15 protein-coding genes are annotated in these 16,047 nt (G+C 42.1%); 14 read left to right on the top strand and 1 reads right to left on the bottom strand.

Features of this window, described 5'->3' with window-relative positions:
- The first annotated feature begins 6 nt into the window (after window positions 1-6).
- From QUD85_RS00245 to QUD85_RS00260, 4 genes are all read left to right on the top strand, one after another.
- Window positions 7-1,488 (top strand): NarK family nitrate/nitrite MFS transporter, encoded by a 1,482-nt coding sequence (locus QUD85_RS00245; protein ID WP_093329408.1) that lies wholly within the window; start codon window positions 7-9, stop codon window positions 1,486-1,488.
- Window positions 1,489-1,500: 12 nt separating this feature from the next.
- Window positions 1,501-3,255 (top strand): bifunctional protein-serine/threonine kinase/phosphatase, encoded by a 1,755-nt coding sequence (locus tag QUD85_RS00250; protein WP_093329406.1) that lies wholly within the window; start codon window positions 1,501-1,503, stop codon window positions 3,253-3,255.
- Between the two features lie 71 nt (window positions 3,256-3,326).
- Entirely contained in the window at window positions 3,327-3,725 is a 399-nt protein-coding gene (locus tag QUD85_RS00255; RefSeq protein ID WP_218139595.1) for a putative signal transducing protein, read from the top strand.
- 123 nt (window positions 3,726-3,848) lie between these two features.
- The gene (locus tag QUD85_RS00260) at window positions 3,849-4,283 is read left to right on the top strand and encodes a hypothetical protein (protein ID WP_093329404.1); all 435 of its coding nucleotides are present in this window, start codon (window positions 3,849-3,851) and stop codon (window positions 4,281-4,283) included.
- A 3-nt stretch (window positions 4,284-4,286) separates the two neighbouring features.
- Here the strand turns inward: QUD85_RS00260 and rsmD are convergent, their stop codons facing one another.
- Window positions 4,287-4,865 carry a 16S rRNA (guanine(966)-N(2))-methyltransferase RsmD gene (rsmD, locus tag QUD85_RS00265; protein ID WP_093329403.1) on the bottom strand — a complete coding sequence of 193 codons (579 nt, stop codon included), beginning with the start codon at window positions 4,863-4,865 and terminating at the stop codon, window positions 4,287-4,289.
- Between the two features lie 165 nt (window positions 4,866-5,030).
- Here rsmD and ftsY point away from each other — a divergent pair, with 165 nt between their 5' ends.
- The 10 genes from ftsY (at window position 5,031) to QUD85_RS00315 (ending at window position 16,046) form a co-directional block, all read left to right on the top strand.
- Window positions 5,031-6,212, top strand: a complete 1,182-nt coding sequence (gene ftsY / locus QUD85_RS00270) for a signal recognition particle-docking protein FtsY (protein WP_286219616.1) — start codon at window positions 5,031-5,033, stop codon at window positions 6,210-6,212.
- A gap of 146 nt (window positions 6,213-6,358) precedes the next feature.
- Entirely contained in the window at window positions 6,359-7,057 is a 699-nt protein-coding gene (gene ftsE / locus QUD85_RS00275; RefSeq protein ID WP_093329401.1) for a cell division ATP-binding protein FtsE, read from the top strand.
- Window positions 7,050-8,024: a permease-like cell division protein FtsX gene (gene ftsX / locus QUD85_RS00280; RefSeq protein WP_093329400.1), complete on the top strand. Its 975-nt coding sequence runs from the start codon at window positions 7,050-7,052 to the stop codon at window positions 8,022-8,024. Before ftsE ends, ftsX begins: the two co-directional genes overlap by 8 nt.
- Window positions 8,025-8,299: 275 nt before the next feature.
- Entirely contained in the window at window positions 8,300-9,154 is an 855-nt protein-coding gene (gene rpoH / locus QUD85_RS00285) for an RNA polymerase sigma factor RpoH (protein ID WP_093329398.1), read from the top strand.
- A 221-nt stretch (window positions 9,155-9,375) separates the two neighbouring features.
- Window positions 9,376-11,997 carry an EAL domain-containing protein gene (locus QUD85_RS00290; protein WP_093329396.1) on the top strand — a complete coding sequence of 874 codons (2,622 nt, stop codon included), beginning with the start codon at window positions 9,376-9,378 and terminating at the stop codon, window positions 11,995-11,997.
- Between the two features lie 105 nt (window positions 11,998-12,102).
- Window positions 12,103-12,327, top strand: a complete 225-nt coding sequence (gene tatA, locus QUD85_RS00295; protein ID WP_093329394.1) for a Sec-independent protein translocase subunit TatA — start codon at window positions 12,103-12,105, stop codon at window positions 12,325-12,327.
- The gene (gene tatB / locus QUD85_RS00300) at window positions 12,328-12,681 is read left to right on the top strand and encodes a Sec-independent protein translocase protein TatB (RefSeq protein ID WP_093329392.1); all 354 of its coding nucleotides are present in this window, start codon (window positions 12,328-12,330) and stop codon (window positions 12,679-12,681) included.
- Complete coding sequence (gene tatC / locus QUD85_RS00305) at window positions 12,662-13,420, top strand: twin-arginine translocase subunit TatC (protein WP_093329391.1); 759 nt, start codon at window positions 12,662-12,664, stop codon at window positions 13,418-13,420. Before tatB ends, tatC begins: the two co-directional genes overlap by 20 nt.
- Before the next feature lie 5 nt (window positions 13,421-13,425).
- Window positions 13,426-14,217 carry a TatD family hydrolase gene (locus QUD85_RS00310; RefSeq protein WP_093329390.1) on the top strand — a complete coding sequence of 264 codons (792 nt, stop codon included), beginning with the start codon at window positions 13,426-13,428 and terminating at the stop codon, window positions 14,215-14,217.
- Entirely contained in the window at window positions 14,214-16,046 is a 1,833-nt protein-coding gene (locus QUD85_RS00315) for a sensor domain-containing diguanylate cyclase (protein WP_093329388.1), read from the top strand. Before QUD85_RS00310 ends, QUD85_RS00315 begins: the two co-directional genes overlap by 4 nt.
- Window position 16,047: the final 1 nt, after the last annotated feature.

The raw sequence follows: 16,047 nt of genomic DNA on the forward strand, positions 1-16,047 counted from the left end.
AACCCAATGAGTACGTCAGAAACGAGTTCTACATTTAATCTGTTTTCATTTTCAGGAAAAATGAAAACCCTGCATCTTAGCTGGATGGCATTTTTCATCACTTTTGTGGTTTGGTTCAACTTTGCTCCGCTGCTTCAAGCGGTAAAAGAAACGCTTGGTTTAACTACCGCAGAAATTAAAACCCTGCTTATTCTAAACGTTGCGTTCACCATCCCTGCACGTGTAATTATCGGTATGCTTACTGACAAATATGGCCCTAGATTAGTGTTTTCGGGTTTATTGGCAATTTGTTCTATTCCTTGTTTTGCTTTTGCCTTTGCCGATAACTTTACGCAAGCTGCTATCGCTCGATTTGCATTGGGTTTAATTGGCGCCGGTTTTGTTGTAGGTATTCGCTTGGTTTCTGAGTGGTTTCCACACAACGAATTAGGCACAGCAGAAGGCATTTATGGTGGTTGGGGTAACTTTGGTTCAGCCGCAGCCGCCTTTACATTGCCAACTGTCGCTGTCATGTTTGGTGGTGATGATGGATGGCGCTATGCCATGGCGATCACCGGTTTAATGAGCTTAGCCTTCTCATTTGTCTTTTTTAAAAATGTTACCGATACACCGAAAGGCGCAACCTACTACAAGCCTAAAAATTTAGGGGCAATGGAAGTCACATCTAAAGGCGACTTTTACCTATTATTAGTGATGAAGGTGCCAATGTATGCGGCGCTAGCATTGCTTGCATGGAAACTATCGCCAACTGGCGTGTCGTTATTATCAGATATGGCGGTTAACGGTATTTATCTTGGTTTAGCTGCATTGTACTTGCTCGATATTACTAAGGTGTACAAGGTCAACAAACATATCTTTGACACACCAGTACCTGAAATTCATCAATATAAATTCAAGCAAGTTGCCGTACTAAATGTACTTTACTTTGCGACGTTTGGCTCTGAGTTAGCTGTTGTTTCGATGCTTCCTTTGTTCTTTTCTGAAACCTTTGAGCTAACACCTGTGGTTGCCGGTATGGTGGCATCTGCTTATGCCTTTATGAATTTGATGTCTCGTCCTGGTGGTGGTTGGTTGTCTGATAAGTTTGGACGCAAACCCGTGTTGATTATTTTAACGGCGGGACTAGCGGTAGGTTACTTTGTTATGGGCCTTGTTGATAGTTCATGGCCAGTTTGGTTAGCCGTGATCGCAGCGATGACCTGTTCTTTCTTTGTACAGTCAGGCGAGGGCGCTGTATTTGCAGCTGTTCCTTTAATCAAGCGTCGCATGACAGGACAAATCGCAGGTATGACAGGGGCCTATGGTAATGTCGGAGCGGTTACTTATTTAACTGTGCTTTCTCTTGTTGATTACAGTACTTTCTTCTATGTGATTTCGGGCACTGCAGTATTAGGTTTAATTGCGTTGCTATTGATGGAAGAGCCTAAAGGCCATATTGCTGAAGTTCAGGAAGATGGTACAGTAGAACTCATTTCGGTTAGTTCATAGCACAGCATTATTTTGCAAGTAGATAACAAAGTTTCAGAAGCGGCGCTAGACGTCGCTTTTGGCGGATATTCTCACCAAGGCGTCAAGGAGGAAAACCAAGACGCCTTTGCTGCTTTTCAGCCAAGCGCAAGTGTGCGGCAATGGAAAGGCAGTGTTGCTTGCATAGCGGATGGTGCAAGTTGCAGCGACAAAGCGCAAGTAGCGAGCCAAACTACTGTAACTACCTTCATAAATGATTATTACAGTACGCCGGAAGCTTGGAGCATTAAGGATTCGGTTTCGCGTATCCTGTCTTCCCTAAATGCCTGGTTGTTTCATCACGGCCAGCAGATGCAATCTCGCCAAAATGAACTGGTAACCACGTTTTCAGGGATTGTCTTTAAATCAAAAACGGCTCATATCTTTCATGCTGGCGATAGCAGAATTTATTTGTATCGTAAGGGTAAGCTAACGCAACTTACCAAGGACCATACTCATTTCTATCGCAAGGAAAAACACTTTCTAACGCGTGCGCTGGGCATGGATAGCCACTTACAAGTTGATAATATCTCGCATGAACTGGCGCCGGATGATCAGTATGTATTAACAACTGATGGTGTTCATGAAGCGTTGTCCCATGAACAGATGACTCAACTATTGGCGACCGCGACAAGTGACAGTGAACAGGTGGCAAAAGCCATTTGCGAAGAAGCGGTAGCGGCAGGCAGTCAAGATAATGTCAGTTGTTTGATTGCGCATGTTGTCAATTTACCTAATCCGGATTTGGCTGAAGTCCACCGCCAGTTAACGGCGCGCACCATACCGCCAGTGATGAGCACGGGCAATAAAATAGATAACTTTGTGATCGAGCGAGTGATACACAGTGGCACGCGAAGTCATGTTTATTTAGCAAGGGATCAGCACGACAAGAAGCTTTATGTGTTAAAAGCGCCTTCAGAAAACTTTGCAGATGATTTAGCTTATCTTGACGGATTTATGCGCGAACAATGGGTAGGTAGCCGAATTAATCACCCGTCGATTATGAGGATTTATCCGCGTGACGAACACAATGTGGGTAGCCCTTTTCTATATCATGTTTGCCAGTATATAGAAGGTAAAACGCTTAGGCAGTGGATGTATGATAATCCCAAGCCAAGCTTAACGCAGGTGCGTGAAATTACATCTGCAATTATCGTCAGCTTACGTGTGCTGCAACGACAAAGTATGGTGCATCGCGACATAAAGCCTGAGAACATTATGATCACAGAATCCGGCAGTGCGGTGCTCATCGACTTCGGTACGGTGCAGGTAAGTGGGTTGGAAGAAATTAACTCTGTGATTGCTGATGAAACGCCAGTGGGCGCGATTGGCTATATGGCACCAGAGTACTTGCTTGGTCAAAAAGGGAATGTTGCGTCCGATTTGTTTTCATTGGGCGTGATTGTATATGAAATGCTGACCGGGCAGTTGCCTTATCAAAAGTCGCTAGGTCAACATGCTGACAATAAACCATTGCATCTATGGAATTACATTAGTGCCCGCAAACATCGTGGCGATATACCGTCTTGGCTTGATCTAACTTTAGAAAAAGCGACTCATCCGACACTATCAAAACGCTATCCGGCTTATTCTGAATTTTTGGCTGATTTAAATACCCCAAACCAAACCATGGTAGATAAAATAGAACATGCGCCTTTGATAGAGCGCAACCCATTGGTATTTTGGAAATTTCTGTCGCTTATTCTCTTTTTGCTTTTAATTGTTCAAACCATATTCAATACTAATTAACGAGAGTAATTCGAATAACTTTGACCAGAGTCGCGGTCATATAAGGTAATTAAAGCAAATAGGAAAGTGTAATGAGCAAACTGGTGGTAGTAGCGCGATTCTCATACCCACTTAATGCCAATATCGCTAAAGCGGCTTTAGATACTGCTGGTATTGATAGTTTTGTTGCTGATGAGCATACGATAAACATGCAATGGTTATATTCTGATGCCATGGGCGGAGTGCGGCTTTATGTTAATGAGGATAAGCTAGAACAAGCTCGATCCATTCTTGCGACAGACTTTAGCGACGATGTTGTAGATGTTGCCGATACAAAGCCACATTGCCAAAACTGTGGTAGTGAAGACATGGTGGCTTATACTCAAGGCAAGAAACCAGCATTCGTTGTTTTTTTACTTCTAGGCTTTCCGCTATTTTTTTACCGCCATGGTATGCGCTGCAATCAATGTGGCGCCTTTCAAGAATACTAATTTTTAACTAATGTGCTCGACTTTTTTTGTCTTAACCATGTAAGGTAGGACTATTGTTCTCAATGTAAATCAGCCAGTGCGCTAGTATGTTTGAACATTAGATTCGTCAACATTGGAGTAGTTATGGTTTATCAACACAAACAACTCGGCGTAGCTCTGCTGTGTTTAATGACTTTGCCGGCGATTATCATCGCCATAGTCGGTGTGGTTGCTCAACAGCCCAACATCATTCTACCCGTATGTGCACTGATTGCTGTTGTGGCTTTTCTTTTTTCTTCGCTAAATATATCTATCGATGAAACTAGCTTGTATTGGAGCTTTGGTCCCGGGTTTTGGCGAAAGTCGATTAGCTTATCTGATATAGCGTCTGCTCGAATAGTTGATGCAAAATGGTACTACGGTTTAGGGATTCGACTTATTCCAACAGGATGGTTGTACATTGTGTCAGGTACAAAAGCTGTTGAGGTCACGCTAACCTCGGGTAAGCGTATTAGCCTAGGTAGTGACGAAACTGATGCGCTACTGGCAGCAATCCAACAAGCGACTTCTGGTAACTAAAGGTTATTGGGTTTGGAACAACCTAAAGGCCACTTGTCCGGCAATTTTTTCCTTTATTAACTGCCAGTTTGCAGGCAGATCATCTAAAGGTGTGTTGCTTTCCATTTCTATGTAAATCAACGCATCTTCTGCTAGCCAACCATTGTTTAGCGCAGCGATGGTTTTAGCGACTAATTGTTGATTGAAGGGCGGATCTACAAAGACAATATCAAATTGCTGATTAGGCTGTTTTAAATGCGTCAGCGCATCCCCTTGTTCAATAGTTAAGTTATTGGCTTGTAAAACTTGCTTATTGTTTTCGAGCTGACTAGCCGCTTGTCCATTTAACTCTATCGCTACCGCACTGGCAACACCACGAGATATTGCTTCAAAGGTAAGGCTACCAGCACCGGCAAAGCAGTCTAAACAAGATGCGTCTTGGAGATAGGGCATTAGCCAGTTAAACACCGTTTCTTTTACGCGATCGGTTGTCGGTCTTAACCCTTGTGCGTCAATTACTGATAGCTTTCTGCCACGGTGTTTTCCCGCAATGATTCTGATCGAACCTGTCGCCTTTTTTGTTTTCTGTCCGCGTTTGTTCATAACTTTGTTATTGCCTGTTTTTTGACGCTTATTTCAATGGTAAACTAATGCCCAGCAAATTTTCGAGATTAGGCATATACATGTCTAAGCACGTATTATATTCATTTTTTGGCTAGTTGTTAGGTCTTATACATAGCATTAGCTTATTACGATTGTTAAAGCATTATGGCAAAGAAAAAAGGCATGTTTTCCTGGTTGGGCATTGGTAGCGAAAACAAAGACGAAAACGCAACAACCGAAGTGCAAGAGGAAACTGTTGAACAGCATGAAGATGCTGAAGAAACTGTTTTAGAAACAGAAACAGAAACAGAAACAGAAACAGAAACAGAAACAGAAACAGAAACAGAAACAGAAACAGAAACAGAAACAGAAACAGAAACAGAAACAGAAACAGAAACAGAAACAGAAACAGAAACACCTAAGAAAGCGGGTTTTTTCGCACGCTTAAAATCTGGTCTATCCAAAACACGTAGCAATTTTAGCGACGGTTTACTTGATTTGTTTGCAGGTAAAAAGATCGACGATGAATTGTTCGAAGAGTTGGAAACACAACTGTTAATGGCCGATTTGGGTGTTGAAACCACTATGAAGATCATTGACTCGCTAACGGAATCAGCATCAAGAAAAGCATTAAACGATGCCGAAGCATTGTACGACTTGCTAAAAATCGAACTGGCAAAAGTATTAGAGCCGGTAAACAAACCGTTAGAAATCGAAAACAATGATGGCCCATTTGTTATCTTAATGGTCGGCGTTAATGGTGTTGGCAAAACAACAACCATAGGTAAGCTTGCTAAACAGTATCAAGCGCAAGGCAAGTCAGTCATGCTGGCGGCAGGAGATACTTTCAGAGCGGCGGCTGTTGAACAGTTGCAAGTGTGGGGTGAGCGAAATGATATCCCTGTTATCGCACAGCACACAGGTGCTGATAGTGCGTCAGTGTTGTTTGACGCGCTAAGTGCAGCTAAAGCAAGAAATGTCGATGTGCTAATCGCCGATACCGCAGGCCGCTTGCAAAACAAAGCTCATTTGATGGAAGAATTGAAGAAAGTCGTGCGCGTGATGAAAAAGCAAGACGTTAATGCGCCTCATGAAGTGATGCTCACCATAGATGCGGGTACAGGACAAAACGCTTTGAGCCAGGCGCAATTGTTTGATGATGCGGTTGGTTTGACCGGATTAACATTGACCAAGTTAGATGGTACAGCAAAAGGTGGTGTTGTCTTTGCAGCCGCCGATAAATTTGGTATACCTATTCGTTACTTAGGTGTTGGAGAAGGTATCGATGACTTAAGGCCATTCAACAGTGACGATTTTATTAACGCGTTATTTACCAAGGACAGCTAGCGTATTAATAAACTGTTGACCCCCACGTTTGTAGGAGACTAAACAAACGTTATAGTGATAAACATAAAGAAACGTCTAGTTAGGTATCTTTGTGTTTGTCGCTCATTTAAGGCTGACGCATCGAATAAAGGATAAGAATAACAACAATGATTAAATTTGATAATGTCAGCAAAACTTACCCCGGCGGATTCGCTGCGCTGAAACAGGTAAGCTTTGAATTACAAGCTGGCGAGATGGCCTTTCTTACCGGTCACTCTGGTGCAGGTAAAAGTACCTTATTAAAACTGATTAGCTTGATGGAGAAGCCAAGCAATGGCCAAATCTTTATCAATGGTAAAAATCTTTCAAACGTAAAGTACAAACAAATCCCTTATGCGAGACGCGGCATAGGCATGATTTTTCAAAATCATAATTTGCTGATGGACCGCACCGTTTTCGACAACGTTGCCTTGCCACTCATTATCGAGGGGTTTAGTCAGAAAGAAATCAAAAAACGCGTTGAAGCAGCTCTTGATAAGGTACATTTAGGCAGCAAGCTTAAGTGTTATCCCTTTATGCTTTCTGGTGGTGAACAACAGCGTGTCGGTATTGCTCGTGCCTTAGTTAATAAACCACCAATTCTGCTTGCCGATGAGCCCACAGGTAACCTAGATCCCAAGTTATCCCTCGATATTATTCGATTGTTTGAAGAGTTTAATGCCGTTGGTGTTGCCGTGTTAATCGCAACCCATGATTTAGGCTTAATTGCTCGCATGCGCTATCGCACCTTAACTTTGAAGCAAGGACAAATGATCACCGACGGCCTTACTGACGGCTTAGCCGTAACAGGAGGCGAACATGGTTAATCCTGCTGCAACACAGAGAGATAAGAAACCAGGTGTGTTTGCCCGTTTTATTGCTTGGATGCTCAGGCACGCACAACAATCGGTAGGTAGCTTAGGAGACCTTTGGCGCACACCGTTTACCTCTGTTATGACTATTTTGGTGCTTGGTATTAGTTTGTCTTTACCTGCGTCACTTAATTTGTTTGTTAAAAATGCCGAGCGAGTATCGTCACAATGGGAAAGTGCATCTGAAATATCACTTTTTTTGAAGCTTTCCGTTACCGACAGAGCCGCGCAAAACTTAGTTAATCGTATTCAGCTGATGCCGGAAGTAGATAGCGTTGTGTTTATTTCAAAAGAGCAGGCGCTTGAAGATTTTAAACAACACTCGGGCTTTGGTGGCGTATTGGAGTATTTGGCGTCTAACCCTTTACCCGCAACTATTTTAGTGACACCAACGCAACGTTTTAGCCAGGCTAGTGCCGCACAAGAGTTGCTAACAAAGCTTGAGGGCATTAGAGAAGTAGAAAAAGGGAAACTAGATTTAGCTTGGCTATCACGCTTAGAAGCGATGGCGAAGCTTATAGAAGACGTGGTCATTGGTGTTGCAACACTACTGTGTTTATCGGTGATCTTAATCGTAAGTAATACCATACGTCTTCAAATACTGAATCAGAAAGATGCTATAGCGGTGATGAAGCTTGTCGGTGCAACAGATGGCTTTATTCAACGGCCTTACCTATATGCTGGTTTATGGTATGGCATTATTGGCGGACTTGTCGCCTGCCTTGCGGTAGAAGGATTGCGGGCGTTTCTTTCTAGTGCTATCGCCCATTTATCTGCACAGTACGACAGTAATTTCGAGCTCGCAGGTATGACGCTACAAGAAATATCATGGCTAATTTTGTTTGCCATTATACTGGGCTGGGTAGGTAGTTATTTGTCTGTGCGCAAACATATTCGAGAGATAGAACCAACTGCCGAGTAGCCTACAGTGCCTTAAAAATAAGCAGGTCTGGCAAAAAACGATGTTTTTTCATTTAATAAAGAAAAAATTTATCGATTTAAAAAACTTGAAAATTTAAAGGCTTATCCCCATCTTTACAAAAAGTTGCAAACTTTTAGCAATTTAACGGGTCATAAGCATTGAAATTAACGTCTGACTTCGATATGGTCACACGTCCGACCCTTGCGTAATAGCTGATTCAAAAAGCGATGCGCGTGGATTTAACGAATAACAGAAAATGAATTGTGAGGTAATTTATGCAATCAATGGCGTTAACCGTCCCTCAAAGCGGCAGCATTGAAGCATATGTACAATCAGCGTACAGCATTCCAGTGTTGAGTGCGGATGAAGAGTATGCGCTAGCCTCTCGTCTTCATGAAGAGGATGACTTACAAGCGGCGCAAAGCTTGATCATGTCACACCTACGTTTTGTCATTCATATAGCGAAAGGCTATTCAGGCTATGGTTTGCCTCAAGCCGATTTAATCCAAGAAGGTAATGTAGGCCTGATGAAAGCGGTAAAACGCTTTGACCCAGCTGTGGGTGTGCGCCTTGTATCATTCGCCGTGCATTGGATAAAAGCAGAAATCCACGAGTATGTATTAAAGAACTGGCGTATTGTTAAAGTTGCGACAACTAAAGCGCAACGTAAATTGTTTTTTAACCTACGTAAAAACAAGAAACGTTTAGGCTGGTTTAGCAAAGAAGAAGTGTCAACGGTAGCAGAAACGCTCGGCGTAACAGAAAAAGATGTGTTGGAAATGGAATCTCGTATGGGCAGCCAAGACCAAGCATTTGACTTAACGTCAGACGATGATGATGCCGGTTCAGCACCAGGCAGTTTTGCTCCGGTACAGTTTTTGGAAGACAAACAGTCTGATCTAGCGACATCGGTAGAAAACGAAAACTGGGAATCTCATGCTAATAACCGCTTAGCCTCAGCGATGGTTAACTTAGATGAGCGCAGCCAACACATCGTTAAAACACGTTGGTTAGATGAAGACAAAGCAACCCTGCAAGAACTTGCTGACAAGTATTCAATTAGTGCTGAACGTGTTCGCCAATTAGAAAAGAACGCGTTAAACAAGCTGAAAAATGCAATGGTGCTATAAATAGTTTAATTCTAGAAAGCCGGCGTTATGCCGGCTTTTTTTATGCCTAATTTTTGTACAGCCCAGTAAACACCGCATTTTCTACCCCAACACACAAACTACGAAGATTGTCGTTAACCTATTAATATATAAACTAATTATCAATAAATACTGGTGAAAATTTAACTTTTTTATTAGACTGAATACTTAACAATAATAAGCGCAAATTCGGAAGACGTTAAATGGAGCCTGGTAGTACGGATAGACCCCAAGCTGCACGTCAGTTATCTAATTTAGAGTCGTTGGTAAATAAATATCGACACTTACAAACCGTTCAGTCTGGTTTGTTGCGTTTGTCAGAAATGGCAAAAACAACAAACAACTTGGACGCGTTTTTTGCTGCCCTTGAAATAGCGCTAAAATCCCTCTTTGTTTCCGACAACTTTCATATCGCATTGATCGACGAAGACAGTGAGCTTGTCATGGCTTACTGCCACAATCCTCAAGAATCTGTTGTCGTTGATGTTGTCGAGCAAGAAGAACAGCATAGCTGGCGTCAAAGCTTAACAGGCATTGTTGTTCAATCCGGAGAATTACTTCATTGCGATGCAGCCCAGCGATTGGCGCTTACCCAAGCTGGCAAATTAAGCCAGTATCAATCAATGTGCACAGATTGGTTAGGTGTACCTATTCATGTAGGCGACAAAGTATTAGGCGCTATTGCACTGCAAAGCTATGAACAGGAAGTTTTCTTTGATGAAGCAGACGGCCAACTGCTGAAGGTTATTGCTGGTTTTATTGCACAAGCGATGCATCGTATATCGTCGCAGCGAGAAGTCGTTTCAGATAGTGGTCACCAGTCCGCAGCGTTGCATGATGAAAATCAACAGTTGAAACAACAGTTAACGGAACGAGACCGTTTATTAAAGATCCATAGTGCTTTGCTAAACATTGCGCAGTCGAGCTCATATCAGGCGGGTGACAAGGCTTTTTATCGCAAGATACATACTGAAATAGAACGTGTGTTATGTGCTAAGAAAATGACCATTGCCGCGTTGACCAAAGATCGCAAATCATTGAATTTTCCCTACGTGTTCGATGGTGAAGTAATCACCCGAGAGAAAACACTTCTTCAAGATGATTTAGTTAAGCTAACGATAGATACTGGTGCGCCAATTATGGTGAGACAGGGTATTGTGCATAGCTTATCAAGTGCCGACGATGTCATTGTTCAGCCATTAAAATTAAAGCTTAAACAATATCCAATTGCCTTTTTAGCAACGCCACTTGTTGTTAAAGATAAGATTGTTGGTGTGCTGACACTTGAAGATACTCATCAGCAAAATGCCTATGAAGAGGGCGATTTAAAGCTTATTCGCTTTATCGCAAAACATGTTGCCGTAACCATCGAGCGATTTAACCAACTAACCAATATTAATGCGTCTAGAGATGAACTAGAGAAACGAGTTGAACAGCGCACCAAAGCATTAGAAGCAACCAATGTTAGTTTAAGAAAACAGATAGAAGAGCGCGGTAAAGCAGAAGAGCAGCTTTATCATGATGCTCATCACGATGCGCTGACCAAACTTCCTAATAGAGCGCTCTTTTCTGATCGATTAGATTACGCCTTAAAGCATGTTAAACGTCATCCACAGCACAACTTTGCTGTGTTATTTATCGACTTGGATCGCTTTAAGGTGATCAATGATACCTTAGGGCATCATATGGGCGACTTGTTCTTAATGGAAATCGCCAATCGACTACAAGAATGCGTGCGTGAGCACGACGTCTTAGCGCGTTTAGGCGGTGATGAATTTGTGGTGTTGCTTAGCGCCTTTAACCATCAAGAAGATGTTGAAGATGTGTGCACGCGAATTATCGATAAGATAACTGTTCCTTATGAACTTGAAGGTCAAACGCTACATTCCGGTGCAAGCATTGGTATTGCAATGTGTACACCAGAATACCAAGACAGCAATGCTGTGCTGCGAGATGCTGATACCGCAATGTATCAGGCCAAAAGCTTAGGCAAAGGCCGCTACATGTTTTTTGACGAAAGCATGCGAGAGCAGCTCGTTGCTTCACTTAATTTGGAACAAGAGCTCCGAGACGCCGTTGCTGAAAATCAATTTGAGCTGCACTTTCAAAAAATTAATGCATTAAACACAGGTCAAACGATTGGCTTTGAAGCATTCTTACGTTGGCAACATCCAACAAAAGGTGTGCTGACACCAAGTAGCTTCTTGTTTATGGCGGAAGAACTAGGTTTAGTGCAAGAGATTGAACAATGGGTGATTGAGCACGTTTGTGATCAACTTAACCTATGGCACGAACAAAAAGAGTTCAAAGATACCTTTATTAGCATTAATTTGTCGCCACAGCAGTTAACCAAAGCGGGGCAGACTGCTAAATTGATCAAGAAAGTGAAGTCACTCACTAAGCATCATGATCGTCTTATTTTAGAGTTCAATGAGTCGGCGTTTATTGAACAAGAAGATGCTGCGCTTAAGAGCTTGCGTCAATTACGTAACTTTGGCGTTAAATTGGCGCTGGATGATTATGGTAAAGGCGTCTCGTCATTTAACTTTATTCACAACTATCCGTTTGAATTCATCAAACTCGATAGAAGCTTTACCCGCAGCTTGATGCATAATGAGAAAAATTTGCCACTGATTAAAGCGCTAAATGAATTGGGCAACCAATATGGTTATCGCATTGTGGCAGAGGGCATTGAGTCGCAAGCACTTTATGAAAAACTGGTGGCAGCGGGTTGTGAATTTGGTCAAGGCTTCCATCTCCACCGTCCACAAAACATTGCGTACAACAGTGCGCCGCTATTTAGCGATCTGAAAAAACAAGCCTAATCACGTAACTTGTCTTAGGTAATTCATCATTACCTTGGTATAATTTTGCGTTAAACACGAGTAAACTGAAGCTTAAACGACGCTTAAACCTTTGAGGAGCTTTTCATGGGTGGTATTAGTATTTGGCAATTATTAATTATTGCTGTAATTGTAATTTTGCTTTTTGGTACAAAGAAACTGCGTAACCTAGGTGGTGATTTGGGTTCAGCTGTAAAAGGCTTTAAGAAGGCTGTTACAGACGACGAGTCAAAAGACGCGATCCAAGACAAGTCAGCGCCAACAGAACAAGCAGAAGACGAAACATCTAAAGAGCAAGAAAAGGCAAAATAGATGTTCGATATTGGCTTTTGGGAGCTAATACTTATCGCAATTATTGGCTTAGTTGTGTTGGGACCAGAGCGTTTGCCTGTTGCCATTAGAACAGTTAAGTCGTGGATAAATAGCGTAAAACGATTTAGCGACGGCGTGAAAACAGAACTTAATGAAGAATTAAGAATTCAAGAACTTCACCAAAACTTAAAAAAAGCTGAACAAGCAAATATGGAAAACTTAGCGCCTGATGTGGCTAAGTCTGTAGAGTCTTTGCAAGAAGCTGCCCAGATGGTCAATCAGCCTTACGCCAAAAAACCTGCTAGCGATAGCAGTGACAATTCAGAATCCAGCGATGACAAACCAGCAAAATAACGGCCACTATACCTTATTTGATCACTTACTCGAGTTGCGTAATCGTTTACTCAAAGCGATTCTATGTGTGCTCATTCTGTTTTTGCCACTGGCTTATTTTTCTGAACCTTTATATTTGTTTCTTTCACAGCCTTTAGTGGCTGTTCTGCCAGAAGGAACGCAAATGATTGCAACGGATGTTGCATCACCGTTCTTCACTCAAATTAAATTGGCAATAGTGGCCGCTATCTTTTTAGCGATACCTTATATTCTGTATCAAGTGTGGGCGTTTATCGCACCTGGTTTGTATCAGAATGAGAAGAAGCTTATTGCGCCATTGATGTTTGGTAGTTCGTTATTGTTCTATTTTGGCGTCGCTTTTGCTTACTACGTGGTGTTTCCCTTAGCGTTCAATTTCTTTACCAACGCAGCACCAGAAGGCGTAGCAATTGCTACTGATATCAGTAATTACCTTGATTTTGTACTTAAACTCTTTTTTGCTTTTGGCTTTGCCTTTGAGATCCCGATTATCATCATTTTGATGGTGTGGACAGGCGCCACTACTGTTGAAAGCCTTAAAATAAAGCGCCCATATATTATTGTTACCGCATTTGTGGTCGGCATGTTGTTAACACCACCAGATCCAATTTCTCAAACCATGTTAGCGGTGCCTATGTTGCTACTCTTTGAGTTAGGTCTGTTAATCGCTGGCTTGTATCAAGCTAAAGATGAATCACAAGAGACTGAGGAAGGTAGCTAACTCACGTGATAGATATTGGCGTTAACCTGACTAACAACCGCTTTCTTAAAGACTTACCAGATGTTGTTGCTCGAGCACAATCTTCGGGCGTTAAAGCACAACTTGTTACTGGCACCAATGAAGCAGAAAGTACGGCAGCATTGTCACTTTGTCAGCAGTATCCAACCTATTTATATTCTACTGCCGGCGTTCACCCCCATGACGCTGACAATGTTTCTCAACAGTTTGAACAAGTGCTTAAAGGACTTGCGCAAAATACCTGTGTGAAAGCGATAGGTGAGTGCGGTTTAGATTATAATCGAAACTTTTCGACGCCAGAAAACCAGCGCCGCGTGTTTGAATGCCAAGTTAATTTGGCGGCAGACTTAAGCATGCCGTTATTTTTGCATCAAAGAGATGCCTTTGATGACTGGATGTCGATATTGCAACCTTATTTAAATAAAGTACCCAATATGGTGTCTCATTGTTTTACAGATGATACCGCTACATTGGAAAAAGTGCTTGATGCAGGCATGTTTGTAGGCATAACTGGTTGGGTTTGTGACGATAAGCGTGGGCAAGCGCTACAAGATGCAGTAAAGTATCTACCTTTAGACCGATTACTTATTGAAACGGATGCGCCTTATTTAACACCTAAGACCATTCGACCAAGACCAAAAAGTAGTCGAAATGAACCAGCTTATTTACCCTATGTTGTTGAAAAGATAGCGCAAATCAAGCAATGTTCAGTAGAAGAAATAATAACAAGAAGCACTGAAAACGCAGTACGGGTTTTCGGCCTGGAGGATGTAGGTTGAAAAATGTAGTCTTTTTCTTTTTGTTGGTTATGTCGGCGCTTTCAGGACACACATATGCCGCCAAGCCGCAACAATCAGAAAATAAGTTGTTTGATATTGAGCAAGCGAAATCTCGTGGTGAACAGGTTTTTGACCTGGGTATTGTTGAGTGGCAGGGATACAAAAATCGTCGTCAAAGTTTGTTTATTCCTGAAGGGCGCAATTGGATCTATATGGATATGCGTTCTATCGCTACACGTGATATGTCACTTGAACTTGCCATAGAAAGTAGTGTGCAAATATCTAGTGCGACGGTCTATATCAAAGACGGTACGGGCAGTTGGCAGGAAATGCCTGTACAGGTGTATAAGAATAACGTTCAATCTGCACAATTGGTGCTGCTTCGTGATCAAAGTTTAGAAATCTTCCTTAATGTTAATGCCATTACTGATGCTAGGCTACCGATTAACATTATGCCATCTAGCCAATTTTTTGATTGGATAAATCAAGACCTTTATTACCATGGTGTTGCCCTTGGCGGCATGGTGTTTTTGTCGTTTAGTGTCTTCCTTTTATTTTTTGCTAGTCGTCAAAAAAGCGTCATTTTGCTGTTTGGTTACATTGCAACGCGCACCTTGCTACTGTCGGTGTTAATTGGCGGTAGTCTTACATATTATTTTCCAGAAGCAACCGGCTTAAGAGGCTCTGATTTCCCTATCTTTGGCGCATTATCGGCGGCATTCCTTACTTGGTTTACCATGGAGTTTTTCTCGATGCGTAAGCAGCACTATAGCTTGTATGTTTGGATGCGCTGGTTCGCTATTACACTTTTGTTTTACATTCCGTGCAGTTTGTTTTTAACGATCAACGAAAACTACGCGATCAGCTATGGCGTGCATGCCGCTACAGCGATGGTGCTATTTGTGACGGGTATACATTTAGTTAAGCGCGATGTGCGTTTGTCACGCATGTTCACCCTGATTATCGCGTTGCAATTCCTGCTGGGCTTTGTCAATTTGGTATTTACCTACTGGGGTGGTATGGGCACCTTTAAGAATGATGCGTTTATGTATAGTGCAGCGTTCTGGCTTAATGGCTTTTTAATTATCTTCTTAGTCTCGCGTCAATATTACTACCAGGTAAAAGACAGACAAGAAGCGCAGCAGCAATCGCTAGAAAGCATTCGCCAAATGAAAAAAGCGCAAGAAGAGTTAATGGACTTACAGCAAGTGACTCAAGCCAAACTTGAAGCACGTGTAGAAGAAAGAACTACCGACTTAAACAATGCGCTAGAAGCCCTTGAAACGTTAAACAGAGAATTAGAAGCTAAGTCGACGATTGATGAATTGTCAGGCTTGTATAACCGCCGTTCTTATGACGAGCATATCGCTTCAGAATTTAGACGCGCACAACGTAATGCAAGTCCACTTAGTGTGATCATTATTGATATCGATCACTTTAAGAACATTAATGATACCTACGGACATTTAGTGGGTGATTTTTGTATTACCTGGATGGCAGATCGTCTGTTAAAATACTTACGCCGTAGCGCCGATAAAGGCTTTAGGTACGGTGGTGAAGAATTTTGTATGATTCTACCTGAAACAGATGAAGAAGGTGCTTACGCCATTGCTAATGAATTGAGAGCTGGCGTAGAACAAGCCTTTTTAGAAGTTCACGGCCATAGACTCAAAATTACAGTGAGTTGTGGTGTGACAACTTACCATCAACATCCAAATGTACGGGTAGAAGATATTTTTGCCACAGCAGACAAAGCGCTTTATGTTGCTAAGCAAAGCGGCAGAAATCAAGTACAAGCGAAAAGCTTGTACAATATAGAACGTACATAGA

Source organism: Thalassotalea agarivorans (assembly GCF_030295955.1).
In the GTDB taxonomy this organism is placed as follows: domain Bacteria; phylum Pseudomonadota; class Gammaproteobacteria; order Enterobacterales; family Alteromonadaceae; genus Thalassotalea_D; species Thalassotalea_D agarivorans.

Bases quoted from the DNA above. Each gene is read 5' to 3' on its own strand.
- QUD85_RS00245 (WP_093329408.1), top strand. From the start codon at position 7: ATGAGTACGTCAGAAACGAGTTCTACATTTAATCTGTTTTCATTTTCA.
- QUD85_RS00255 (WP_218139595.1), top strand. From the start codon at position 3,327: ATGAGCAAACTGGTGGTAGTAGCGCGATTCTCATACCCACTTAATGCC.
- QUD85_RS00260 (WP_093329404.1), top strand. From the start codon at position 3,849: ATGGTTTATCAACACAAACAACTCGGCGTAGCTCTGCTGTGTTTAATG.
- rsmD (WP_093329403.1), bottom strand. From the start codon at position 4,865: ATGAACAAACGCGGACAGAAAACAAAAAAGGCGACAGGTTCGATCAGA.
- ftsY (WP_286219616.1), top strand. From the start codon at position 5,031: ATGGCAAAGAAAAAAGGCATGTTTTCCTGGTTGGGCATTGGTAGCGAA.
- ftsE (WP_093329401.1), top strand. From the start codon at position 6,359: ATGATTAAATTTGATAATGTCAGCAAAACTTACCCCGGCGGATTCGCT.
- ftsX (WP_093329400.1), top strand. From the start codon at position 7,050: ATGGTTAATCCTGCTGCAACACAGAGAGATAAGAAACCAGGTGTGTTT.
- rpoH (WP_093329398.1), top strand. From the start codon at position 8,300: ATGCAATCAATGGCGTTAACCGTCCCTCAAAGCGGCAGCATTGAAGCA.
- QUD85_RS00290 (WP_093329396.1), top strand. From the start codon at position 9,376: ATGGAGCCTGGTAGTACGGATAGACCCCAAGCTGCACGTCAGTTATCT.
- tatA (WP_093329394.1), top strand. From the start codon at position 12,103: ATGGGTGGTATTAGTATTTGGCAATTATTAATTATTGCTGTAATTGTA.
- tatB (WP_093329392.1), top strand. From the start codon at position 12,328: ATGTTCGATATTGGCTTTTGGGAGCTAATACTTATCGCAATTATTGGC.
- tatC (WP_093329391.1), top strand. From the start codon at position 12,662: ATGACAAACCAGCAAAATAACGGCCACTATACCTTATTTGATCACTTA.